This is a genomic window from Lacunimicrobium album (assembly GCF_052161635.1).
In the GTDB taxonomy this organism is placed as follows: domain Bacteria; phylum Planctomycetota; class Planctomycetia; order Planctomycetales; family Planctomycetaceae; genus SXPC01.
This window is the reverse complement of record NZ_CP197413.1, coordinates 1,160,494-1,182,233: the sequence shown is the minus strand read 5'-3', so window position 1 is coordinate 1,182,233 and position 21,740 is coordinate 1,160,494. Positions and strand designations below refer to the sequence as shown.

At 53.5% G+C, this 21,740-nt stretch carries 20 protein-coding genes; 11 read left to right on the top strand and 9 right to left on the bottom strand.

Features of this window, described 5'->3' with window-relative positions; all coding sequences use genetic code 11:
* Positions 1-21 precede the first annotated feature (21 nt).
* Positions 22-1,209: an AAA family ATPase gene (locus SH248x_RS04645; protein ID WP_459557351.1), complete on the bottom strand. Its 1,188-nt coding sequence runs from the start codon at positions 1,207-1,209 to the stop codon at positions 22-24.
* Positions 1,210-1,628: 419 nt separating this feature from the next.
* On the opposite strand from SH248x_RS04645, the gene SH248x_RS04640 reads away from it, so the two are divergent.
* The gene (locus SH248x_RS04640; RefSeq protein WP_459557350.1) at positions 1,629-2,279 is read left to right on the top strand and encodes a response regulator transcription factor; all 651 of its coding nucleotides are present in this window, start codon (positions 1,629-1,631) and stop codon (positions 2,277-2,279) included.
* 10 nt (positions 2,280-2,289) lie between these two features.
* On the opposite strand, the gene SH248x_RS04635 is transcribed toward SH248x_RS04640, so the two are convergent.
* The 4 genes from SH248x_RS04635 to SH248x_RS04620 all read right to left on the bottom strand — a co-directional run bounded on the left by SH248x_RS04635 (position 2,290) and on the right by SH248x_RS04620 (position 6,476).
* Entirely contained in the window at positions 2,290-3,402 is a 1,113-nt protein-coding gene (locus tag SH248x_RS04635) for an AAA family ATPase (RefSeq protein WP_459557349.1), read from the bottom strand.
* A gap of 308 nt (positions 3,403-3,710) precedes the next feature.
* Positions 3,711-3,878, bottom strand: a complete 168-nt coding sequence (locus tag SH248x_RS04630; RefSeq protein WP_459557348.1) for an SEC-C metal-binding domain-containing protein — start codon at positions 3,876-3,878, stop codon at positions 3,711-3,713.
* A 139-nt stretch (positions 3,879-4,017) separates the two neighbouring features.
* Positions 4,018-5,001 (bottom strand): alpha/beta hydrolase family protein, encoded by a 984-nt coding sequence (locus SH248x_RS04625; protein ID WP_459557347.1) that lies wholly within the window; start codon positions 4,999-5,001, stop codon positions 4,018-4,020.
* 407 nt (positions 5,002-5,408) lie between these two features.
* Positions 5,409-6,476, bottom strand: a complete 1,068-nt coding sequence (locus SH248x_RS04620) for an NAD(P)-dependent alcohol dehydrogenase (protein ID WP_459557346.1) — start codon at positions 6,474-6,476, stop codon at positions 5,409-5,411.
* A gap of 252 nt (positions 6,477-6,728) precedes the next feature.
* Between SH248x_RS04620 and SH248x_RS04615 the strand changes: the two genes are divergently transcribed.
* The 9 genes from SH248x_RS04615 to SH248x_RS04575 all read left to right on the top strand — a co-directional run bounded on the left by SH248x_RS04615 (position 6,729) and on the right by SH248x_RS04575 (position 15,220).
* The gene (locus SH248x_RS04615) at positions 6,729-7,652 is read left to right on the top strand and encodes an AraC family transcriptional regulator (protein WP_459557345.1); all 924 of its coding nucleotides are present in this window, start codon (positions 6,729-6,731) and stop codon (positions 7,650-7,652) included.
* Positions 7,653-7,830: 178 nt separating this feature from the next.
* The gene (locus SH248x_RS04610) at positions 7,831-8,361 is read left to right on the top strand and encodes an RDD family protein (protein ID WP_459557344.1); all 531 of its coding nucleotides are present in this window, start codon (positions 7,831-7,833) and stop codon (positions 8,359-8,361) included.
* A 92-nt stretch (positions 8,362-8,453) separates the two neighbouring features.
* Positions 8,454-9,227, top strand: coding sequence for an RDD family protein (locus SH248x_RS04605; RefSeq protein ID WP_459557343.1), 774 nt, complete (start codon positions 8,454-8,456; stop codon positions 9,225-9,227).
* Positions 9,224-10,234 carry a stage II sporulation protein M gene (locus SH248x_RS04600; RefSeq protein WP_459557342.1) on the top strand — a complete coding sequence of 337 codons (1,011 nt, stop codon included), beginning with the start codon at positions 9,224-9,226 and terminating at the stop codon, positions 10,232-10,234. The genes SH248x_RS04605 and SH248x_RS04600 overlap by 4 nt, the downstream gene beginning before the upstream one ends.
* A 34-nt stretch (positions 10,235-10,268) precedes the next feature.
* Entirely contained in the window at positions 10,269-11,021 is a 753-nt protein-coding gene (locus SH248x_RS04595; protein WP_459557341.1) for a hypothetical protein, read from the top strand.
* Positions 11,018-11,788 carry a DUF4129 domain-containing protein gene (locus SH248x_RS04590; RefSeq protein ID WP_459557340.1) on the top strand — a complete coding sequence of 257 codons (771 nt, stop codon included), beginning with the start codon at positions 11,018-11,020 and terminating at the stop codon, positions 11,786-11,788. Before SH248x_RS04595 ends, SH248x_RS04590 begins: the two co-directional genes overlap by 4 nt.
* Complete coding sequence (locus SH248x_RS04585) at positions 11,785-12,891, top strand: hypothetical protein (RefSeq protein WP_459557339.1); 1,107 nt, start codon at positions 11,785-11,787, stop codon at positions 12,889-12,891. The genes SH248x_RS04590 and SH248x_RS04585 overlap by 4 nt, the downstream gene beginning before the upstream one ends.
* On the top strand, positions 12,888-13,892 hold the full coding sequence (locus tag SH248x_RS04580; RefSeq protein ID WP_459557338.1) for an AAA family ATPase: 1,005 nt from the start codon (positions 12,888-12,890) through the stop codon (positions 13,890-13,892). Before SH248x_RS04585 ends, SH248x_RS04580 begins: the two co-directional genes overlap by 4 nt.
* A 47-nt stretch (positions 13,893-13,939) precedes the next feature.
* Positions 13,940-15,220 carry a DUF58 domain-containing protein gene (locus SH248x_RS04575; RefSeq protein ID WP_459557337.1) on the top strand — a complete coding sequence of 427 codons (1,281 nt, stop codon included), beginning with the start codon at positions 13,940-13,942 and terminating at the stop codon, positions 15,218-15,220.
* Between the two features lie 15 nt (positions 15,221-15,235).
* On the opposite strand, the gene SH248x_RS04570 is transcribed toward SH248x_RS04575, so the two are convergent.
* Complete coding sequence (locus tag SH248x_RS04570) at positions 15,236-16,219, bottom strand: bile acid:sodium symporter family protein (protein WP_459557336.1); 984 nt, start codon at positions 16,217-16,219, stop codon at positions 15,236-15,238.
* A gap of 131 nt (positions 16,220-16,350) precedes the next feature.
* Here SH248x_RS04570 and clcA point away from each other — a divergent pair, with 131 nt between their 5' ends.
* Positions 16,351-17,679, top strand: a complete 1,329-nt coding sequence (clcA, locus tag SH248x_RS04565) for a ClC family H(+)/Cl(-) exchange transporter (RefSeq protein WP_459557335.1) — start codon at positions 16,351-16,353, stop codon at positions 17,677-17,679.
* Positions 17,680-17,682: 3 nt separating this feature from the next.
* Here the strand turns inward: clcA and SH248x_RS04560 are convergent, their stop codons facing one another.
* The 3 genes from SH248x_RS04560 to SH248x_RS04550 form a co-directional block, all read right to left on the bottom strand.
* Positions 17,683-18,978 (bottom strand): DUF3472 domain-containing protein, encoded by a 1,296-nt coding sequence (locus tag SH248x_RS04560; RefSeq protein ID WP_459557334.1) that lies wholly within the window; start codon positions 18,976-18,978, stop codon positions 17,683-17,685.
* A gap of 227 nt (positions 18,979-19,205) precedes the next feature.
* On the bottom strand, positions 19,206-19,583 hold the full coding sequence (locus SH248x_RS04555) for a hypothetical protein (protein WP_459558637.1): 378 nt from the start codon (positions 19,581-19,583) through the stop codon (positions 19,206-19,208).
* Between the two features lie 231 nt (positions 19,584-19,814).
* Positions 19,815-21,629 carry an OPT family oligopeptide transporter gene (locus tag SH248x_RS04550; RefSeq protein ID WP_459557333.1) on the bottom strand — a complete coding sequence of 605 codons (1,815 nt, stop codon included), beginning with the start codon at positions 21,627-21,629 and terminating at the stop codon, positions 19,815-19,817.
* Positions 21,630-21,740 lie beyond the last annotated feature (111 nt).

Here is a 21,740-nt window from a genome sequence, read left to right as displayed (position 1 = left end):
GCTGTGATGTTGGTACTTCTGTTAGCTGAACAACTCGACGGCCATAGCCCGGTAGCGTTCCAGACGCGATTTCGGAGCAGGAACAGTTTCGCGATCATTGGGTTTGAGCAGTGACTCGGTCATCTTGCCCAGCGACTTGCTCAGCTTGGACAACGGGCGCTTCATAGTGACCGGAACACCGCAGTTGGATGACAGATGACAGCTTTCCAGATCGGAAGGAACCATGTAAGTCGGGTGATCCCCCAGCAGCATCGAGATGTTGTTTCCATCAAGTGCCCCGGGTTCGTCGAACCGGTTCACGACCGCGACAAAGCGATCATCATCAGGATGACGCTCTGTCCATTTCTGAACGCCATACTGCAGATATCGCAGTGAAACGAGTTGAGGCAGACCAACCAGCAGCATCGAATCGAATAAATCAGACAGCGTGTCGATTGTCGCCTGAGTGCGGCCACCCAGGTCGACGACGACATAGCTGTATCTGGCACATGCTGCTCGAATGAGATCGCGTGAGAGGTCGACAGACATCGGGCGTGCCCCCTCAGAGAGAATGTCGTCGAGACTATAAAGGGAGAGGCCGCTGGGGTGTTTGGTACTCATCTGTTCGAGAAGTTCATCATCGACAGTTTGGAAACGCGACGTAATCTCGCCCAGGGTATGTTCGGGAATCAGATCCAGCATGATCGCCAGATCGCCGGAGCGCGAGGAGAAGTCAATCAGACCGGTCGAAAGGCTTCGCATGGACAAATTGACGGCGAGGTTACTGGCGATCGTCGAACAGCCTGTTCCACCTTGAGTCGAGACGACTCCGATGCACTTGGCGGAAACTTTCTCAGGACAGGCATTGAGAATCTTTTGCACGTCCGAAACAACTTGCGAGCCGAACTGATCATCGATCTCGATGTAATCACGCGACCCGCCACGAATGGCTTCCAGGATACACTCGCGTGAGGCTTTCCGACCAACCGCGAGAACAGCCATCGCTCGAGGGGAAAGTTCTTGAATGACCTTCAATCCACTGCGGCATTGCTCGTTAATCTCGACAAGGATCACATGACGACTGAGATCCTGGCCAGCGAATGCCACCTGATCATGCCCGATACATTGGACATTCAGCGTGCCACTGGCAGAACGACGCACGAGTTCCAGAACGCTTGTTCCTGTTTCGACTCGGGCAGTCACAATAAGAAGCTTGATTTGCGAGAACATGTCTACTCCTGGTATCCGTCGCTCTTGACCCAGCTCATCGGGGCCCATCTTGTTCCTTGATCCGACGTTGATGTCTAGGAAATCTAGGTCGTTCTAGTGAAGCTGCGTTGATAAATGTGAACATTCAGCCCCCAGTGCGATAACGACGCACTCGGTTCGTTCAGATGCAGCGTGATGCCTGACAAACAGCCAAACTGGTCTGCCCAGACATGAAGGTGAATTATCTACAGATGGCGCACAGCGCTCAGTCGTGTCACACGCGCGACACGGATGGGATGTCGACCTTTCGTGAAGTAATGACCTGCAATTTCATTTCTCTGCTCCACTATGCTTGAGCAAAAACGATCTTCTACCGACAACAATCCATACTGGGAGTGAACGCTCTTCGTACGACTCCCCAAACGAGCAAGTTCGGCCTTATGAAGCACACCGTTTACATCATCAATCAGAATCCAACACTCGTCTCGACATTAGCCGAGAGACTCTCACAGCACGGTTACACAATAAACACTTCGAGAACTGCTGAGGCTTTTCTCTCTTGCTACTCACCGGACAGCCAAGCGTGTGAATGCTTTGTCATTGATACTCAGCTGCCAATGATGAGCGGACTGTCTCTGCTGGATCGACTGGCTTCGATGGAGTTCGTGCCGCCGATCATCATGACGTCTTCCTTCCTCGATGCTCGGCTGGCGGTCCGGGTCATGCGGCGTGGTGCGTTTGACTATGTCGAACACAACCAGCTGCTGACATCTGCAGTCGAACTGGTTCAAACCGCGCTCGATGAAAGTGGTAGTCGCTGGGAGCAGTATCAGGAACACCGGGCGTTTGAAAACTCGATGTTGTCACTCAGTCGACGCGAGAAAGAGGTCGTCAACCTGCTGATGGAAGGTGATTCGATCAAGCAGATCGCCCACCGTCTTGAGATCTCTTTCCAGACGGTCGCCAAACACCGAGCCTCCGCCATGCAGAAATTACACGCTGCCAGCATGCACCAGCTGCTGCTGCTTTACGCTCAGTCGGCTGTCGTCAAGCGCTCGCGCCATCCGATGGAAGTTCTGCTGCGCAATTGACGTCTCCAATTCAGCTGCCGACATATTTCAGACGATGGCATTCCAGCCAGGTTGGCGGCTCGCATTTCTCTGCCAGCTTGCGAATGATTCGTTCCGGGACTCGATTTTCGCGTTCCCTGTTCTGCTGGAGAATTCGATCAAGCGTCGGCTCGATATAAATGATCTCGATCCGCGCCTGGTAATCTGCGAAAAGATCCAACCAGCGGGCACGATGCAGACGTGTGGTGTTCGTCGCATTGAACACAAAAGACTGCTGCTCGCGCAGATACTCGCGACAACGCTCCCGGGCCGCATGAGCAACTGCTCCTTGATTGCTTTCTGGCGAAACGGCCATCTCTTCCCGCATATCATCCAGCGACACGACGGGACGGTCCGCCAGATGCTCACGAATCCATGTGTCCTTGCCACTTCCAGGAAGTCCTGCGAGCATCGTGACGTCACAACGGAATTCTTCATAGGGAACATAATGCAAATTCGGTCGTTCGCTTCGTGCAAAGGTGAAGCGAGTATGGTCTGTCGCAAAAGGATAGGGTTGCTCGAAGCAGTTTTGCTCCTCGGAAAGCATCTTCCAGAAGTGAAGATTTTCTTCCGGACGAGTCATCGAATCGGTATCGCGACCGCGTGTGTCTGCTAACGCAAACAGATAGAGCAAGCGATTACTCAACAACCACGAGAGACGAATGACCTCATGCGTCGGCTCTTCTTTCTCGAGGAGAAACGCCGGTCGACCGTGAAAGCGAACGAGTCGCGCGATCTGCTCGCGAGTCTCCAGATCGCAGTCAAGGTCTCTAAGAATCGAGCGCGTAACGACTTCGCCTTTGACGGCATGCTTGGGAGAACGGACTCGCCCGGTCTCCGAATCGACTTCGGTGGTCATCGGTTTGGCGATGTCGTGAAACAATGCCGTCATGACGAGGATGTTCTGTTCGTTGGGACTGAGCGAGTTCCAGTCATCCAGTTTGGGAAGTTCATTCAGGACCATTTTCGTATGCGTCCAGACGTCTCCCTCGGCGTGCCACTCGGAATCCTGTGTGCACGAAGCCATCTCCAAGCACCAGGGCTGAGTTTCGGCCCAGCCAATGATGTCGTCGAGGGATGCGTTTTTGAGTGTCTGCCAATTCATTTCCAGATATCCACGCCAGGTGAGAGAGAAACGTTGCCCGACCGGTCACGACACCGCTATTTTCCACGCGAAGGGAGAGACCTTCCATCAGCGAATCCGTCATTCCGGTACGACGTTCGAGGTCGAGACTTTCGTTTTGAGTTTCGTCGAAGATATCAAACTCATCGAAATAAAGAGAGCGTTGGCAGTGATGAACCCAGTACCCGATGGTTCTAAATAAACGAAAACACGCTCACGCAGATTTCTCCGCGTGAGCGTGTTCGAGTGTGGTGATCATTCCCTGAAAGAAGTGATGGCGGTTGACGCCGTCAAAAACAGCCTTTGTCGAGGCAGCATTTTTTGAAGCGTAAGGCCGAGCCGCAGGGACACAGGTCGTTGCGTCCGAGCTTTTCTTCCAGTTGCTTATCGCCGTTGACGATGCGGACGCCGCGTTTGACCTGAGTTTCCGACGGGTAGCCTTTCCGACGCTTGCTCATCGTTTCAAAAGCAGGGACGTTCGTCGAACTCGTGAGGATCGGGTTGGGTGTTGTGATCGTTCATGGGGCACCTCCATTCATTCAAGTGTGCCCACCCGACAACGGGTACGAATCAACGGTTCGCGAGATATTCAGGAAATTATTTCTTTGTCGCAAACTGCCAGACGTCAGCTTTCTCCATGATTTGACGCGGGCCATCCCCTTGCAGCCAGGCTTTGGCGGTTGCGTCGTCTAACAGGTAGGCGTCCCAGAAAGCGGTTGTCAACGCGAGGATGACACGATGGTGGTTCGGATTCTTCGCTCCCCCGCCTGCTGCTCGAAGTCGGATTTCTCGTTCGCTGAACGCAGAGTGTTGGCCACCATCGAGGACGAGTTCATAACGATCGATCGTGTTCGGCAACGCAGGGTAAACCTTGCGACGAGACTCCGCAGTTTGGCCTCCTATCGGCGATTCGTCCTCCGTTCCGGTCATGAGCAGCATGGGACGATCCATTTTGCTGAATGAGTTGTTCTCATCACCGATGCGTGGAATGGACGGACTGTAGGCAACCCCGGCTCGAATTTCAGGCACGGAAAACTTTTGACCCATGGGCCCATAGTTCTGTCCAAGGGCAGCCTGAGTCGTTTGTGCTCCAAATGAGTGGCCCGACATGCCAATGCGTGTTGTGTCGACTCGACCTTCCAACGGATGTCCTTTCGTCGTGTTCCAGACCGAGAGTGCCTCCACGACAGCTTTGACGTCTTCGCCTCGCAACTTGAGGTTCTCGCCATTCGCGGCCTTCTGCATATTCGACTGCACATTTGCAATCCCTTTGCCTCGCCAGACCGATTCATCACTCCCTGGATGTTGCATGAAGACACAGACATACCCACGCCCGGCAAGGTGCTTGCCAATGTAACCATTATTATCCCGAGACCCGCCCAGCCCGTGACTGAAAAGCACAACAGGACGCGGCCCCTTCTGCTCCGGGAAGTAATAGCGCACCGGGATCTCGCGTTTACGTGACGCATCAACCAGCGTAAAAACCTCCGAAGTCACCTCCTGGGTTGATTCCAGCGGGTTGTATTCATCAGCCTGTGCAAACGACGACAGCATGCAGACGGCGAGAATAACAGTTAGCACATGATTAAAAATCGTTGGCATCATCGCACCCGAGAATGGACTGTGTGGAATTGACAGAGTTGTACAAGTTCAACTCCGAACGACCTCCATCGGTGTCGCGAATCTTCGGATTTCGTAGAAATTCTCGGCGTCGAATGCTGTGCACTCCAATAGTTCTGGACGTCCGAGGAATTCCACGTGATGAACGTTCATAAAAAAAGCTCCCGGAGTTTTCACTCAGGGAGCTTCTTTAATTCGTACATTGGCTACAGCAGCCGACATGGACGACTTTCGAGATCAGGACGTAGGGTCCGCTGTGCGGACCATGAATCGACAGACATTCCTGATAAGACGTGATCTTTGCTGAGACATTACATTACATTGCGTTTGCTGAAAACGTCGTCCATTGACGGTCCGCACAGCGGACCCTACGAAATTTGAGACTTCAGCGATGCCATATCGATGCTGAAGCGATACTTCACATCCGACTTGAGCAGGCGATCGTAGGCTTCGTTGATCTTCTGCATCGGAATGACTTCGACGTCAGCGGTAATATTGTTCTGGCCGCAGAAGTCGAGCATCTCCTGGGTTTCGCCGATACCGCCGATGGGGGAACCGGTCAGTTTTTTGCGACCGAAGATTAACGCGAATGCTGAGATCTGCAGCGGCTTCTCAGGGGCACCGACAAGTGTCAGCGTTCCATCGGACTTGAGCATTCCAAGCAGGGCGTTGATGTCGTGATCGGCTGAGACGGTATCCAGGATGAAGTCGAAGGTTCCAGCGTGCTTGGCCATCTCGTCGGGATTCGTCGAGATGATGACTTCGTCTGCTCCCAGACGCACAGCATCTTCTTTCTTCTTGGCTGACGTCGTAAAGACAACCGTGTGACCACCGAAGGCGTGGCAGAACTTGACGCCCATGTGCCCAAGTCCGCCCAGTCCGACGACGCCGACTTTCATCCCCTTCTTGACACCGAAACGTTTGATCGGCGAGTACGTCGTAATGCCTGCACACAACAGCGGAGCAACGCCTGCCAGATCGAGGTTCGATGGAACTTTCAGAACGAAGTGTTCATCCACCACGATGCCTTCGGAGTAACCGCCGTAGGTCACAGGAGCAGTCCCGTGTTTGTCCGGCGAATTGTAGGTCAGGATCATGTGGTGGCAGAGATTCTCTGCATCCTTTTTACACTCTGGACACGTACGATCGGAATCAACCAGGCAGCCCACGCCGACGAGATCGCCAACATTGTGTTTGGTGACTCCTGACCCGACCTTCGTCACCTTGCCCACAATTTCGTGGCCAGGAACGCAGGGGTAGACCGTCGGAGCGGCATCATGCCATTCATCTCTCGCCTGGTGCAGGTCGGAGTGACAGACGCCACAGAAAAGGATCTCGATCTGAACGTCTTTAGCGGTCAGTTCGCGTCGTGGGATGTGTGCAAAATCGAGAGGCGAAGATTTGCTCGCAGCGGCGTATGCTTTTGTCTGAGTCATGAGAGTTGTTTCCTGTCGAACGGGGTTTGAGAACATCAACCGGATGTGATTGAACAGTGTGTTGGGAGGTCGTCTTTCTTGACTTCCAGTCCATGCGTGAAAGAATTTGCTGTCACGATCATGTTGTCGACTTGGCGGATTTTATGAGGCGACCGTGACCATGTGGTAGGATGAGAATCGAATCTTCTTGAACGATTCTCTAAACGATCATGTTATTTCCATCATCACGTGTTGAAGCGTTGAAAGTCTCCCATGTCGACGATGACAGATGAACGCTTGGTGAACTCACGCATGGACAATGATCTGGCGGAGTTGGCTCAGCGGATCGCCGCGTTGATTGAGGACGATGGCACGATCGAGATGCGTCCTGGCGTCTTCCTCAGTCGCTCCGCTGAGCTGGCGGGACGCTTTTATGGTTCCTGCGAGCCGTCGTTTTGCGTGATCGCACAGGGGAGCAAGACTGTCCAGCTTGGTGATGACATCTTTCGCTACGATCCCGCGCATTACCTCATCAGTACGATGGAACTTCCGTGCATGGCGGAAGTCGCGAAGGCATCCGCTGAGGAACCTTATCTCAGTTTTCGTCTCGTGCTCGATCCCTCGGTCGTGACATCCGTGATGGTGGAATCGGCTCAGACTCAATCGCGAACAGAAACCCGCGCGATGGATGTCAGCCCTCTCGGCCCGACACTGCTGGACGCCGCGTTGCGACTGGTTCGCCTGCTGGATTCTCCGTTGGATTACGAAGTTCTCGGACCGCTGGTCGTCCGGGAAATCATCTATCGTCTGCTCGCAGGTCCCCAGGGCAATCGCATGCGACACCTCGCGCGCCTCGGCGGCAGTTCTCACCGCATGGTCCGGGCGATCGATCGCATTCGACGCGATTTCGATAAGCTGCTCCGCGTCGAGGAGATCGCCGCCGATCTGGATATGAGCGTTTCTGGCTTTCATGCTCATTTTAAGACCGCAACCTCGATGAGTCCTTTGCAATTCCAAAAGCAATTGCGCCTGCAGGAAGCACGGCGTTTAATGCTCAGCGAAAGTCTCGATGCTGCCGAGGCGGGCTTTCGGGTTGGGTATGAAGATGCCTCTCACTTCAATCGAGATTACAAACGCCTGTTTGGCCACCCGCCGGTTCGCGATGTCGCCCGTTTGAGAGCTGAACTCGCGAGTTAAATTCTCCAGAACGCACATCTGACGTCAATCTGGGAGAACTATGCGAAGAACGTTCTTTTCAGACATGACATTTTATCCAGACACCGGTTTCCATGTTTGACAGTGAATGAATGACCAAGTAACGTCTTATGTGATCAGATTTTGACATACATTTGCTTACACACGAGGACAGACCAAGATGGCGCCAGTCGGATCAAAGCGTGAATTCGATAACGATTTCAACCCTTATGCCGCACCTGAGGCAAGTGATTATTCCGGTCGAATCGCGGATGGAGATGTTGCAAATCTTGAATACGCAGGCTTTGGTCGGCGATTCGCCGCTGTTTTCATTGACGGGTTTATCACGAACATTCTTGGGTTTGCAATTGGTATCTTTATTGGATTCGTGTTCGTCGGGACTGGAGTTGATCCGAGCACTCCAGGTCCACAGGCACTCTTATCGCTATTGGGATTGCTGGTCAGCTGGCTGTACGAGGCAGGAATGATTGCATCATCTTATCAGGCAACTCTCGGTAAAAAGGCCATGGGGATCTATGTAACGGATCTTGATGGACGTCCGATTGGATTTATGCGTTCTACCGGACGGTTTTTTGGAAAAATCATCTCAGCTGCCATCTTGCTGATCGGCTATCTGATGCAACCTTTTACGCAGAAAAAACAAGCTCTTCATGACATCATGGCTGGAACATTGGTTGTGAAATCTCGATAATCCAACTGCGTTCGCCGAAACTATGATTGAAACGAAGGGCGATTTTTCGCGTGGAGTCAGCAAATTCCGACGCACGGTCATCGATTGATACCGTGCGAGTCATTATCACGCCCGAAAACGTGCGTTTCGACTATCGTCTGGCTGGGCCGACGCGTCGACTGATTGCGATGGTGATCGACTATGCGTTCATCCTGATGATCGTCTTCGGACTCCTCTGGATTTCCTTGCTGTTGATCGGGGAAGGCTCTCTTGGATTGGTTTTCATTACCTTCTTTATCCTGCAGTGGGGATATGCGGGCCTGATGGAAACATTCTGCAACGGCCAGACTCTGGGCAAAATGGCCATGCGTTTGCGAGTCGTGTCCGAAAATGGCCTGCCGATTAATAGTCAGCAGGCATTTCTGAGAGGGTTCTTGAGAACAGCTGACCTTCTTCTGGGGGGATCGACCGCCTCGGTCTCCATGATGTTCAGCCCGATGTTTCAAAGACTCGGTGATCGAGCCGCGGGAACGATCGTCGTGATCGAGCAGAAGAGTGGCGAGATTGAAACCCCTGCTGCCGTGGTGACGGAGAAAGTCTCGTTACTGATGGTACCTGCCTCGTTCCGGGCAGATCGTGATTTGATTGAGGGCCTGACGTTGTATATGGCCCGTCGAAGCAAGCTGTCACCGGCGCGACGTCGTGAGATTGCCTACTGGCTGGCACGTCATTTCATTCGCAACTGGAGTCTGCCTGCGAATACAGATCCAGATCAGCTGCTATGTCTGCTTTACTCTCGTTCGGTCGCTGAAGCTCCCCGGTCGAAGGGCTATCGACTCAAGGGTGAACCGGTGAATCAGGCCAGTCCGAAGGAGGTGGTGGCTTGAAGATTGCAGAGGTGATCGCGATACGCCAGAAAGACTGGAAGGAGCTCGAATCGGAGATCCATAAGATTCGTGGCAAATCAATTCGTCGCATTCCACCAGAAGAGCTTCTGGATTTTGGACGACGTTATCGCGCCATCTGCAGCGACCTTTCGATGGCTTTGTCGATGGGATTCCCTCCTGAAACGACACGCTATCTGCACCAGCTGGTCGCCGACGGGCATGCCCTGATCTATCGCAGCCAGACGTTTCGGCTTCGAGACTGGGGCAAGGTACTGTTCCTGGATGTGCCTGCACGGATCGTGACGGAACCGTGCACCTGGATTGCCATGTCGGTCTTCTGGGGACTGTTTCTGGGCAGCATGCTCGGCGCGATCTTTCTCGACAACTTCAGTGCAGAAGTGGTCGGGGAATCGACGCTGACACAGATGGAATCCATGTACTCGGAGCCAATCGGGTTGGGGTCGACAGAAGACACTCGCTCGATGATGACCGGGTTTTACGTCTTCAACAATGCGGGGATCGGCCTGCAGTGTTTCGCGTACGGGATCTTCTTCGGCGTCGGGAGTCTGTTTGTTCTGGCATTCAACGCGATCTTTCTGGGTGCGATTTTCGGGCATATGCTGTCTTCGCCTCAGGCTGGTAACTTTGTGAACTTTGTCACATCCCATGGTCCGTTTGAGCTGACGGCGGTCGCGCTCTCAGCGGGAGCGGGTTTGAAGCTAGGGTGGTCGATCATTGATACCAGCGGCTGGAGTCGTGGAGACTCGTTGAGACGCAATGCGTCAGAAGCTTTGGAGTTGGCACTGACAGCCAGTGTCCTCTTCATCCTGGCGGCGATGATTGAAGGGAACTTCTCTCCTTTGCCATTGCCTTACGAGATCAAAGCAGCGATGGCGATCATCTGCACGATCCTGCTGCTGATCTGGCTGTCGATGCCGTGGTACCTCTCGAATCGGAAACGTCGATCATCGTCTTTGAAATCTCGCGAGGTGTCTGATGCAGCTTAATCAGACACTGATTACGATCCGACCACGTTCAATCATGGATCGCCTTGATCTTGCATTCATGCTCTGTGGTCGACATCCCATCGGGCTGGGATTAGCGATGGCTGTGGGGATCATTCCCTTCGTCCTGCTGAATCATTTCATCTGGATGTCAGCCGAAGAGGAAACCATGATTGGACTGACGATTTTTCTCCTGCCGGCTGAATTATCGTTGTCGACGGTTTTCGTGACGCTGTACCTGGGACAGATGACGTTTCTGCAAAGCTTCTCATTGAAACAAGCCTCCTGGATTCTTTTTCGACAAGCCCCATCACTGTTTGTCTATCAGGTCCTGCTGAAAACAGTGTTGTGTCTAACAATCATTCTGAGTCCAGTCGCATTCATTTCGATGTACTTCATGAATGAGATTTTGCTCCTCGAACGACCGTCAATGTGGTCGGCCTGGAAGCGGCGTCGTTACCTGCATGATCAGCAGATCGGCGAACTTCTGACGTCGCGGATGGCAGAGTTCCTGATTCTGATTGTTGGCGGTTTCATCGTCAGTACGCTCTTATTCAGTCTGCGTGACCTGTGGACAGAGCAGAGCAACTATACGCCGCTTGAATATGTCGATGGAACGATGTTCGAGAACGAGTATCACCTTTTCAACTGGCCGATTTCTGTTTCCCTGTTTGTCATGATTTCGTTCTTGAGGGTGTATCGATTTACGACTTACCTCGATACGCGTATTCGACACGAAGGATGGGATGTTGAGCTGAAGTTACGATCGTTAGGCCAGCACTATTCATGAAGCTATTCACCTTATTCCTGACGGTCATGTTGTGGCTGGCATCAAACTCACTGGTGTCCTCGGCTGACGTTCCGTCATCCAGTCAAGATGGAGTCGCGGAGAAGGCGCTGTCTGATTTTCCCTGGTACGACGCGAAAACAGAGAAATTCAAGCCTTTGACGATCCCTCGCGAGGAACGTACTCGTGCTAATTCCAGCGGGGATCTAAGCGCCGCGTCGCTGCTGTTACGGACAGTGATGTGGATTGTGATTATCGGGGCGCTCGTTGTGCTGGCAGTTCTCATCTGGCGTGCCCTGACAGATCTTCCCCCGGCTCCTGATTCTCAATCTGAACCGGAAGAGACATTTCGCAAGGAACGACTGGAACTTCTTCCCGAAGTCGCGCGCGGAGTCACTGATTTCCTCGGCGAAGCGCAGGCCAAAGCCAATGCGGGTGATTTCAATCTCGCCATGATTTATTACTTTGCCTGGCAGCTTCTGATGCTCGATTCAAATGAGGCGATCGAGCTGGAATGCGGAAAAACGAATCGGCAGTATCTGCGTGAGGCGGCACGAGCGAATATCAATTCTTACGCAATCTTCGAGCAGAGCATGCGTCATTTCGAGGATGTCCTCTATGGCGGGCAGACTCTCGACCAACACCAGTTTGACGCTGTCTGGCAGTTGCGAAATCAATTTCGCACGGAGCCGACCTCGACAGCCAAGAAGAAGCGTGCGGGCACACCGTCCAAAACCTCCGAACGAATGGCGACAGGAGGAGTACGATGACGATGATGTGTCGCCTTCTCATGCTGAGCATCGTGCTGGTCTCGACTACGGGATGCCAGATGCTCGATACGACGTATGGGTCTTATCGCGGTCCTAGTATTAACGGGATACGGGTTTTCGTCGAACTTCTGCGAGACAAAGGGCACCGCGTCGATGTCTGGCCTTCTCTGAATGAGAGACTGTATGAGGATTACGAAGTCATCATCGTCTTTCACAATGAGTTCAGTGGACCTGAAACCGAATCGGTCGAAGAGATCTGGTCATTGGCTGAGTTAGGCGCGTGCACAAAGATTCTTTACATCGGTCGCGATCTGGATGTCGCGGCTGACTACTGGAATGCCGTCTCCAAGCAGTATCGCGAAAAGGGTGATCAGAAGAAGGCCGATCTTGCAGCATCCACTGCAACTGACGTACGCAACGAGACGACGTCAGATCTTTCCAGGAAATTCAAAGACGAGCACAGCAATTGGTTCTTTGACATTGATAGTCCCTCCAACGGGATAAGAACCGTCAAGCATGTCACCCGTCTGAATGAAGACGGTGAGGTTGATTCAGAGATTCCCTGTGATTGGCAGTTGTATCGAAAGATGATTCCTCCCGAAGAGAGTCTTGTCCTCTGGCAGACAGCTGAGGACGAGGAACCCGTCCTGCTGTGGAGCGAGTATGATTCGGTTGAGGTTTTCGCCTTGAGTTCCGGGTTCCCGTTACTCAACGGAGCATTGATCACCCCGGAGAATCGAAAACTCGTCGACGCGCTGGAAAAAGAAATCGCGATCAGCGGGAAGGTTGCTGTCATCACCAGCAGTCACCTGGAGGAATTTGGCAAACGCCCCAGTTCCTGGCAGTTTCTGAAGGTCTTTCCTCATCCCTGGATTGTGGCACATTTCGTGATTTTCGTTGTCCTGTTTTGTCTGGCCCGATTTCCTATTTTCGGACGCCCCAAGCGGACTGTCTCTCGGGATGTCAAACGCTTTGGCGCACACGTGGAAGCGATGGCGGATCTTCTGAGACGAACCAGACAGCGCGACTTTGCCCTTAAACAGATTCAAACATGGCGTGATCAGCAAACAAAGCATCGCAAACGCGGAGTGAATAAATCATGAACGACATTGAGCCGACATCCGAGAACACACCACCTGTCGAAAAGCCAAAAGAGCGGATTCAGCAGGCTTATGAAGACATCATGCAGCAAGTCTCCAAAGTCTATGTTGGTCAGGAAGACTTCGTCCGTCTGACGCTCGTCGCATTGATGGCTGGCGGTCACGTTCTCATTGAGAGTGTCCCTGGCCTTGGTAAGACGTTGCTCGTGCAGGTTCTCGGGAAAATCCTGGGCTGCCAGTTTCAGCGGATCCAATTTACTGCTGACCTGATGCCTTCCGATATCACTGGTCAGCCTGTGTATGACCAGCGCACCTCCGAATTCGTCTTCCGGCCAGGACCGATCTTCACACAGATTCTGCTGGCCGATGAGATCAATCGCTCTCCTGCCAAGACGCATGCGGCTTTGCTTGAGATCATGCAGGAAAAGCAGGTCACGGTGGATGGAAAATCTCGCCCGATCGCGCCGCCGTTTCTCGTTCTCGCGACACAGAACCCCGTTGAATCTGAGGGAACCTATAATCTTCCGGAAGCTCAGCTGGATCGCTTCCTGTTTAAGCTCGTTGTTGATTACCCGACTCAGGACGAAGAAGACCAGATTCTCAAACTGCACTGCCAGTCTGAATCGATCCCTGAGAAAATCATGACCGCCGTGCAGGCAATCATGTCGCCGGAACTGATTATCCAACTGCAGGAGGCTTGTCACGAGATCCATGTGGATGATCGAGTCATCACGTATATCAACGCCATCGTTCGCAAAACTCGCGAATGGCCGGCGTTCTACATGGGAGCAAGCCCCCGTGCGGGGATCGCGTTACTGGCAAGCAGCCGGGTTCTGGCAGCGTTCGCGGGGCGCTCTTATGTGATTCCTGATGATGTCGTCGAACTCGTCATTCCTGCACTTCGTCACCGCGTCATCCTCTCTCCCGAAGCAGAAGTGGAAGGCGTGACGGTCGAGAAGTCGCTGGCTGCCCTGCGCAGTTCGATCGAGGTTCCACGCCTATGATCGCCCCCACGCGTCAGCTATATCTGTTAAGCACGATCCCCTTGATCATGACGTTTGCCCTTTATGCGGTGCCGTCGATGACCTGGGTCGTCTTGGCGATTGATGTCGCGCTGTTTTGTTATGCCCTCTACGATCTGCTTTCGCTGCCTGGACGGAACTTGATTGACGTCCAACGTGCGATGAAGTCGGTCGCGACACGTGGCGAAAAGCATGAGTTGACGTTGATCGTCCAGAATCGCACGAACCGAACTTTATCGGTTCAGATGCGTGACGACTTCGACCAGACGTTTCAGACAGAAAGTAACGTCATCAATGCAACGCTCGAACCTCGATCACGCAATGCCTTCTCGATCGACCTGATCCCTGGACGTCGCGGTGAGTTTACCCTCGGCCAGGTGCACGTCATGGTTGTCAGCCGTGCAAAGTTGTGGCAGAGCTTTTTTCGCTCGGGGCAGACGCAGGTTCTTCGTGTCTATCCTGCGCTGAAGCAGATCAGCAAATATGCTCTTCTGGCAAGACAGAATCGCATGTCTTTGCTGGGACTGAGAAAAACCCGCAGGGCTGGTTCGGAGAACGAATTCGAGCGTCTCCGCGACTACACCCCCGACGACCGCTACCGCGCGATCGACTGGCGTGCGACGTCCCGCCGTCTCAAACTGACTGTTCGCGATTTTCAGACAACGCAAAGCCAGCGTGTCATCTTCGCGATCGACTGCGGTCGCATGATGGTCAATGAGTCCAACGGCTTTTCCTTGTTTGATGCTGCCATCGACGCCGCTCTGACGCTCAGCTATGTCGCGCTGAACGGGCACGATCAGGTCGGTCTGATGTGCTTCAATAGCCAGGTCGTTCGCTGGATTCCTCCCAAAGCTGGTCGAAGCCATTTGAATACGCTCGTCCACGCGGTCCACGATGTCGAACCGGGCTTTGTGGAAAGTCGTTTTGATGAAGCCTTCCTTCATCTTCATCGACATTGTCGAAAACGCTCGCTGGTGATTCTTATCTCGAATGTGATCGACGACCGCAACGCCTCGAGCATCGAGATGCACACCAGCAATCTCGTCGGCCAGCATCTTCCCTTAACAGTGCTGTTCCGAGACCCGGAGCTTTTCAAACCCGTCGAACATGCCTGGGATGCAGGACCAGAAAACCTCAACAATACCAGCCTTTACCGAGCCGCAGCCGCTGCCGATATTCTGTCGTGGCGAGAAAAGACCCTGACCGAAATGCGCCACGCTGGCGTCTTGACGCTTGATGTCTCTCCCGAAGACCTGACCGCACCGCTGATCAACGAGTACTTCCAGATTAAGCAGAAGTTGCTGCTTTGACTTCAATGATCTCCCTCAAGTTGTTTCATTATCCGACTCCGATTGAATCTTCCACCTGCTCGCCAATGCTCCGCAGATGATCAGTTGCAGCGGGTGGTAGATCATGATCGGCAGCAGGATCAGTCCCAGGCTCGGGCTGGCACCGAACATCAGTTGAGCCATCGGGACGCCCGTCGCCATTGATTTCTTCGAGCCGCAAAAGATCGCGGCGATTCGATCACCGGGCGTGAACTTGAGCATGTCGCAGATCATGCCGACGGTGTAGAGCATGATGTAGAACAGGACGAGCGAGAGTACAAAGCTCGTCACCAGCGCCACGGAGCCGTGCTTTGTCCAGACTCCATACGCCATCGAATCGCAGAACGACGTGTAGACCAGGAGAAGAATGGTCAGTCGATCGATGACGCTCGTCAAGGATTTGTTCCGCTTGGCCCAACCTGCCAGCCAGACGCGCGAGATCTGACCTATGATCAGCGGCAAGATCAGCCAGACCACCAAGTCCATCACGACACTTCCTATCGGGAAGCTCGCCCCGGTCCCATCCGCGACTAGTTTCAACCACATCGGTGTTACGACGATCCCCAGCACGCTCGACAGAGTCGCATTGAACACAGCCGCTGGGACGTTCCCACCCGCTGCGGCTGTTAATGCCACCGAGGAGGACACCGTCGAGGGGAGTGCGCACAGATAGAATATCCCCAGACGAAGGTCATCTGACAGCCACCCCTTCGTTGCAGGAAGTAACAGCAACCCGAGTAACGGGAACACGAGAAAGACGCTTCCCTGGACGACCAGATGCAGACGCCAGTTCAATGCCCCCTGCTTCATCGCGTCAAAGGACAATGCCATACCATGCAGGAAGAAGATCAGCGCAATGCCCGCTTTCGTCAGCAACTCGGGATGCAGCCAACCCCCTTGTGCTCCCGGCCCGGGAAACATCCAGGCCAGCAGAATCGCCAAGCCCATTCCGATTAAAAACCAGTCGCGTTTGAAGTTCATACAGGCATCATATCGACCGCCTTGCAAGGCGATAAGTGATCGTTACGACTTCAGGCAGATGTGATAGAATGCTCCACTTATTCGCGTATCTCACCTTACTTTTCGAGCGACCATTAGAAGACTTGGTCCCCATGTCATCAACGATCGATGAAGCGCTTCCAACGCCGCGCGGCCTTCTGCGTCTGGCCTTTCTTTCCCTGATTGCGGGTCTGGCTGCAGGTCTCACCGGCGCGCTGTTTCGTCGACTTCTGGAAAGGGCTGACGCCGGACGCAATGCCTTCATTGACTGGGCACACGAAATCCACTGGCTCGGAATCAACCAGATCGATCACGCGATTGGTCTTTGTCTCGTCATTGGACTGGCATCGGCTGCAACGGCTTTTGCAGCCTGGTTGGTAGGACGCTTCTCTCCTGAATCCTCGGGCAGCGGGATTCCTCACGTCGAGGCAGTTCTCAAAGGCGAGATCGCGGCCGCGGGGGCTGTTCTCATCCCGGTTAAATTCCTGGGCGGACTTCTCGCGATGGGCTCAGGGCTCGCCCTCGGACGGGAAGGCCCGACTGTGCAGATGGGCGCAACTATCGCCCACTTGATCGGTAGATTCTCTCGACTCTCTCCTGCCGATGCTCGCATTCTTCTGGCAGCCGGTGCAGGGGCTGGCTTAGCAACGGCGTTCAATGCCCCGATCGCCGGTTCGATCTTCGTTCTTGAAGAATTGATGCGTCGTTTCGATACGCGAATCACCATCGCAACGCTTGGTGCATCGGCAACATCCATCGCCATCTCGCAGTATTTCCTCGGCGTTCAGCCCGATTTCGTCGTCCCGGAATTATCCTATCCTGAGACGGGCTCACTCATTGCCTACCTCGTCCTGGGCCTGTTCATCGGAGTCCTCGGCGTCGCGTATAACTGGACGATCCTGACGGTCTTCGCGATAGCAGGACGGCTCACTTCCATTCCCATCGAAGTCAAGGCTGGCGTGGTCGGTGGGCTCGTCGGACTGTTGGCCTGGTTCGCACCGGGCGTCGTCGGAGGTGGCGAACAGATCGTTCAGAATGTCCTGGATGGTAAGGTCGTCATGACGTCACTTCTTGTCATGGTATTCGCCATCAGATTTCTCATGGGCTCCATCTCGTATGCCGCTGGAACCCCTGGCGGACTCTTCGCCCCCATGCTTGTTCTTGGCGCGATTGCAGGACACTTCTACGGCGCATTCGCCACCCAACTGCTTCCACAGTTCGGCTCGCAGACAACGCCCTATATCGTCACTGGCATGGCTGCGTTTTTCACAGCTGTTGTTCGCTCTCCGGTGACTGGCATTATCCTCGCCATCGAACTGACATCGAGTGATACGCTGCTACTGCCGATGCTCGCAGCCTGTTTCACGTCGATGCTTGTCCCGACACTGGTTCGTAATCCCCCGATTTATGATTCCCTGGGAGAAATTCAGCGTCGAAAGTAAATGTCAGGATCGGGGGAGCTTGTCAAAGTCGATCACTGGCTTTGCGCTGTCGTTTGACTGACGCGTATAAACATCGCCCGGCTTCCCGGTCTCATTGAAGAAGCCGCAGTTCTTCATGTAGAAGCTGTTCCCGTCCGCACCGCCAGTGAAGTCAAGACGATGCTTGCCGCCGCCGGTCGCGTCGACAGAGAAGCGAGCCTTCGTGCATTCATACCACTTCCCGTCCACGTCGCAAACCCAGGTGTTTCCGTACATTGCTTTACGAGTGACGTTCCCATAGGACGGATTGAAGTTTTCGAGGAATGAATGGAAACGTCGCAGGTAGGTATTCGTTTTCGGACGTCGAAAGCTCGCGATTAAACGCCAGTCGCCTGTTGCCTTGTCGCAGAACCAGGATGTGTAGCTGGTCGTCTCTGGTCCATCCGGTTTAACTTCGGTCAGGAAGCAGTAGGTTGAGTCTGCCTTCCAGGGATAAACCATGAAACTTTGCCCGCCCGATCCTTCGTTCCCAAACTCGCCGACGCGAACATCGGGGCCAGACGCCAGTTTGACGATCCGCTGATCTTCCGGAATGTCTTTGGGATTGTCCGTGCTGAATGGACTCCAGATCGAGAACAGGACTCGACGCTCCTGCGGGCCATTGACCTGCATCCCGAAGTAACCTTCGCCGAAGCCATTGGCCATGAAATACGAGCCCTGGACGTCATCGCCTTTGGGAACGGTGATCTCGCTGTAGGCATATTGGATCTTCTGATCCTTCGGCATCTCATACGTCAGGTGGACTGACGGCCCGCGACGTCCCCAATAAAACATGTTGCCGTCATTGGTCTTTACGTAATCGAGCTTAAGCCCTTGATCGTCTGACGCGACGACGACGTCACGAATTTCTCCAAACGTGCGGCCTGCTTTCTTCTCGCCCTGAATGTCGACACGGACGTAACCAGCGTCTTTGAGTTCGACTTGTCCAACGAAAATCGTCGAGAACTCCGTCTTCGAGACACTGACGGGAAACTTCTGATCGCCCACGTGGACGCTGAGTTCCGACGTCCCTTCTGACACCCGAGCGTTCATCGACAATGTGACTTTGGCCGGCTGATTGACATGAAAGTAGACCGAGTAAACGTCTTCAGTGTCACCCCACGCCAGCATGCCATCGCGTCGAATTCCACGACCTTCTGGGGAGGGCGCACTTCGGAATGCATTCCCACCCACGGGAACCGACCACTCGGCAGCCTGCAAAGCCGAGGTCAAAAGCAGAAGAAAACAAAACACATTCGATCGAACAGAAAATCGTAACACCGTGCATCTCCCAACTGTCTCGCGATGGCAGGACGCCTGCGCAATGAGGCGTCGTCCCATTCAGTCTCAGCGAAACAATTTTCGATCGCAACACGAAGTCAGCGAATCATCGAGCAATCTGGGCGACTCACCTGGCGAATTTTACATTGGTTGATCGATAACAGTATTTCCTGTGCAAGCAAGGCTGCTAGCGTCGCGACTTTCGGCAAAAGGGGCATTATCACGACTTAAAAGCGCGAAGCAGCACGAGTCGACTTGGAGTTGATCTTCATGTCATTTGTATTTCCACGCCCCATGACACGAACCGGCAACGCGACAACTTCTCCCACCTTGGGCAGCGGCGTTCCCCGATAGTGCATCCGTCGGACTGTGTTGCCGTAAAAGTGCAACGGGCGATAAGGACGACTCTCGATCGGCGTCGCTTCGATCTGTTTCTCCAGTTCCCCGGTGGCAACGACGACAGGCAGCCAGCCAGGTTCGCGAGTTCGCGGCTCAGCGGCGTACGATCCGCCAACATGTCCGAGAAGACAAACGCCGATCACAGCGAGAATGCGTTGCCCACGCGAGTGAAGGCGTCCGTTTGTCATGCGTGCTGTTTGAATCATATATTCCGATTCTACCGTCTCGATGAGTTGTTCATTTCGTAATGGACAAGCGAGTTCTCGCCCAGCCACGACTTCATACTCAAGCATCGGCAGCCTTCGAAAGACTCGTTGAAATCAATTCGCGTGGGCGCAGACGATCCGCAGGAAACAATATGGACAACTCCCCAATCCCGAACATTGCGCACAATCTGACCCGTTGGTTGACTGCTGACGGGCCAAGGCCTCAATCTGTTACAGACCAAAAATCGTATGATCAATCTCCAGGATTGTGAGTACTGCTTTCACAATTCCCATCAAGCCCTCGCCAGCAATCAAACCTGATGACAGAGCAAAGTTGTATCGCTCGACTTGCTTCGGAGCGACTGCCAACCAGATCAACCAGATCAGCATCCCGTAGAACATCACGAGGGAAAAGTGAGCAGGGATGATAAAGGCAATGCCGAGCGCCAGTCCGCTGGGAACGAAGGATTTGATCGACTTGATTCGTCCCAGGCAGGCGAGTAAAAAACCGATGACTGCCGCAATGATAATTGCTTGCGGTGCCATGGCAGGCAGCGCACTAAATCCTTCGTTGAGGACTTCAGCCATCGCTTTCCATGCCATTGCAGCTGGTGCTGGCATTTGTTCGCTGCCGAGTTTATAGGCTTTTGTAAAAACGTAGTAGACCGGCAAACAAAAGATAATTCCAAAAACGATCCCGCATAGCTGCGCAATGAGCTGCTTTTTGGGACTCGCCCCTAAAAGATGTCCCGTCTTCAAATCGGTAATCATATCGCCCGCCTGGGAGGCGCCAGCCGAGGTAATCGCAGCGGTCATCAGATTGGTCGTCAGAGACCCAGGTGCCAGTCCACCAAAAACCAATTGTGTGACTTTCCCCATTCCGCCAATTGGATTGATGTCTGTTTCTCCGACAGAACGGCATGCAACGATCGAGAGGATCGCAGAAAGGAAAATTGCGATGAGAACCAGATACCACGCAATTCCGAACATCGTCGACGTGATCACAGTTGTCAGAATCGTACCCAGAGTCAGTCCACCAATGCACCAGGACATGGGGACATTTTCCGAGCGATTCGATTCTGTCTCTAAATCGTTCTTGGCTTCAAAGATCATCTTGAAGGCGTTGAAAAATGTCTTCCAAGATAGCAGAAGCGCGCCCAGCGCTTCAGAGACCATCAACGCGACACCTGGCCATAAGAGCCAGCCGCGTGGCCCGTCCGCGTAGGACATGACTTTTCCCGGAGCCCAGCCTTGCTCCTGGGCGATTGGACCAAGAATTCCCCACGAGATAATTGCTCCTGCCAGCAACGAGAGAACAACTCGCGGTCCAATCAGAAATCCTGCTCCGAGCAGCGAAGGTCCCAGGTAAACGGTAAAACCCCATGTCGCGAGAACACCCAACCATGCGATGCCTGGAAACCATTCATGCAGCGGCGGCGATTCGACGGCAGGTACGAAGTGGGCCGCGAGTGATAATGCTCCCGCGATGACTCCGAAGATTAGTAATACCCACGCCTTCGAAGTGGCTTCACCTGCGTTGCTGTTCATTGCAAGAATCGTCTCAGCGGTCGCTGTCCCTGACGGGAATCGCAGTTTTTCCGTGACGACCATTTGATGACGCAACGGGATTGCGAAGAATACGCCCAGAAATGCTGCGGAGATCGTCCACAATAAAAGATGAAACCAGTGGAACTCAATCCCTAGCAACATCAAGGCTGGGATTGGAGCCACAAGTCCAGCTGCCGAAGACATATACCCGGCTGCTGATCCGGCCGTTTGAACGGTGTTTGTCTCCAAAACCGAAAGTTTGCTTTTGAAAACCGAGAACAACGCATACGAAAGCACGGCTGCGGTAATCGATGCTCCGAATGTCCAGCCGATTTTCAAACCAATGTAGATGTTTGTGCAAGCAACAACTCCGCCCACAACACTCCCCGCCAGGATGGACCGAATGGTCAGCTGAAGTTCACCTGGTTCCGGGAAGTAAAGTTGATCGCTTGTTGCGGAAGTTTCCAGTACATCTGCATAGTCGCCTTCGATACTCATCGGTACTTCGTCAGCTTTCGTTTGTCGGAGAAGGTGTGAGCGATTCGCAGTTCTATCATAAAAGAATTCTTGAAAGTTCAATACTGCAGCTGGGCCTGATGAGTCATTGTT

What these genes read in the sequence shown, in the direction of transcription:
- SH248x_RS04645 (WP_459557351.1), bottom strand. Translation starts at nt 1,209, where the DNA reads ATGTTCTCGCAAATCAAGCTTCTTATTGTGACTGCCCGAGTCGAAACA.
- SH248x_RS04640 (WP_459557350.1), top strand. Translation starts at nt 1,629, where the DNA reads ATGAAGCACACCGTTTACATCATCAATCAGAATCCAACACTCGTCTCG.
- SH248x_RS04635 (WP_459557349.1), bottom strand. Translation starts at nt 3,402, where the DNA reads ATGAATTGGCAGACACTCAAAAACGCATCCCTCGACGACATCATTGGC.
- SH248x_RS04630 (WP_459557348.1), bottom strand. Translation starts at nt 3,878, where the DNA reads ATGAGCAAGCGTCGGAAAGGCTACCCGTCGGAAACTCAGGTCAAACGC.
- SH248x_RS04620 (WP_459557346.1), bottom strand. Translation starts at nt 6,476, where the DNA reads ATGACTCAGACAAAAGCATACGCCGCTGCGAGCAAATCTTCGCCTCTC.
- SH248x_RS04615 (WP_459557345.1), top strand. Translation starts at nt 6,729, where the DNA reads ATGTCGACGATGACAGATGAACGCTTGGTGAACTCACGCATGGACAAT.
- SH248x_RS04610 (WP_459557344.1), top strand. Translation starts at nt 7,831, where the DNA reads ATGGCGCCAGTCGGATCAAAGCGTGAATTCGATAACGATTTCAACCCT.
- SH248x_RS04595 (WP_459557341.1), top strand. Translation starts at nt 10,269, where the DNA reads ATGGATCGCCTTGATCTTGCATTCATGCTCTGTGGTCGACATCCCATC.
- SH248x_RS04590 (WP_459557340.1), top strand. Translation starts at nt 11,018, where the DNA reads ATGAAGCTATTCACCTTATTCCTGACGGTCATGTTGTGGCTGGCATCA.
- SH248x_RS04585 (WP_459557339.1), top strand. Translation starts at nt 11,785, where the DNA reads ATGACGATGATGTGTCGCCTTCTCATGCTGAGCATCGTGCTGGTCTCG.
- SH248x_RS04580 (WP_459557338.1), top strand. Translation starts at nt 12,888, where the DNA reads ATGAACGACATTGAGCCGACATCCGAGAACACACCACCTGTCGAAAAG.
- SH248x_RS04575 (WP_459557337.1), top strand. Translation starts at nt 13,940, where the DNA reads ATGACGTTTGCCCTTTATGCGGTGCCGTCGATGACCTGGGTCGTCTTG.
- SH248x_RS04570 (WP_459557336.1), bottom strand. Translation starts at nt 16,219, where the DNA reads ATGAACTTCAAACGCGACTGGTTTTTAATCGGAATGGGCTTGGCGATT.
- clcA (WP_459557335.1), top strand. Translation starts at nt 16,351, where the DNA reads ATGTCATCAACGATCGATGAAGCGCTTCCAACGCCGCGCGGCCTTCTG.
- SH248x_RS04555 (WP_459558637.1), bottom strand. Translation starts at nt 19,583, where the DNA reads ATGATTCAAACAGCACGCATGACAAACGGACGCCTTCACTCGCGTGGG.
- SH248x_RS04550 (WP_459557333.1), bottom strand. Translation starts at nt 21,629, where the DNA reads ATGAGTATCGAAGGCGACTATGCAGATGTACTGGAAACTTCCGCAACA.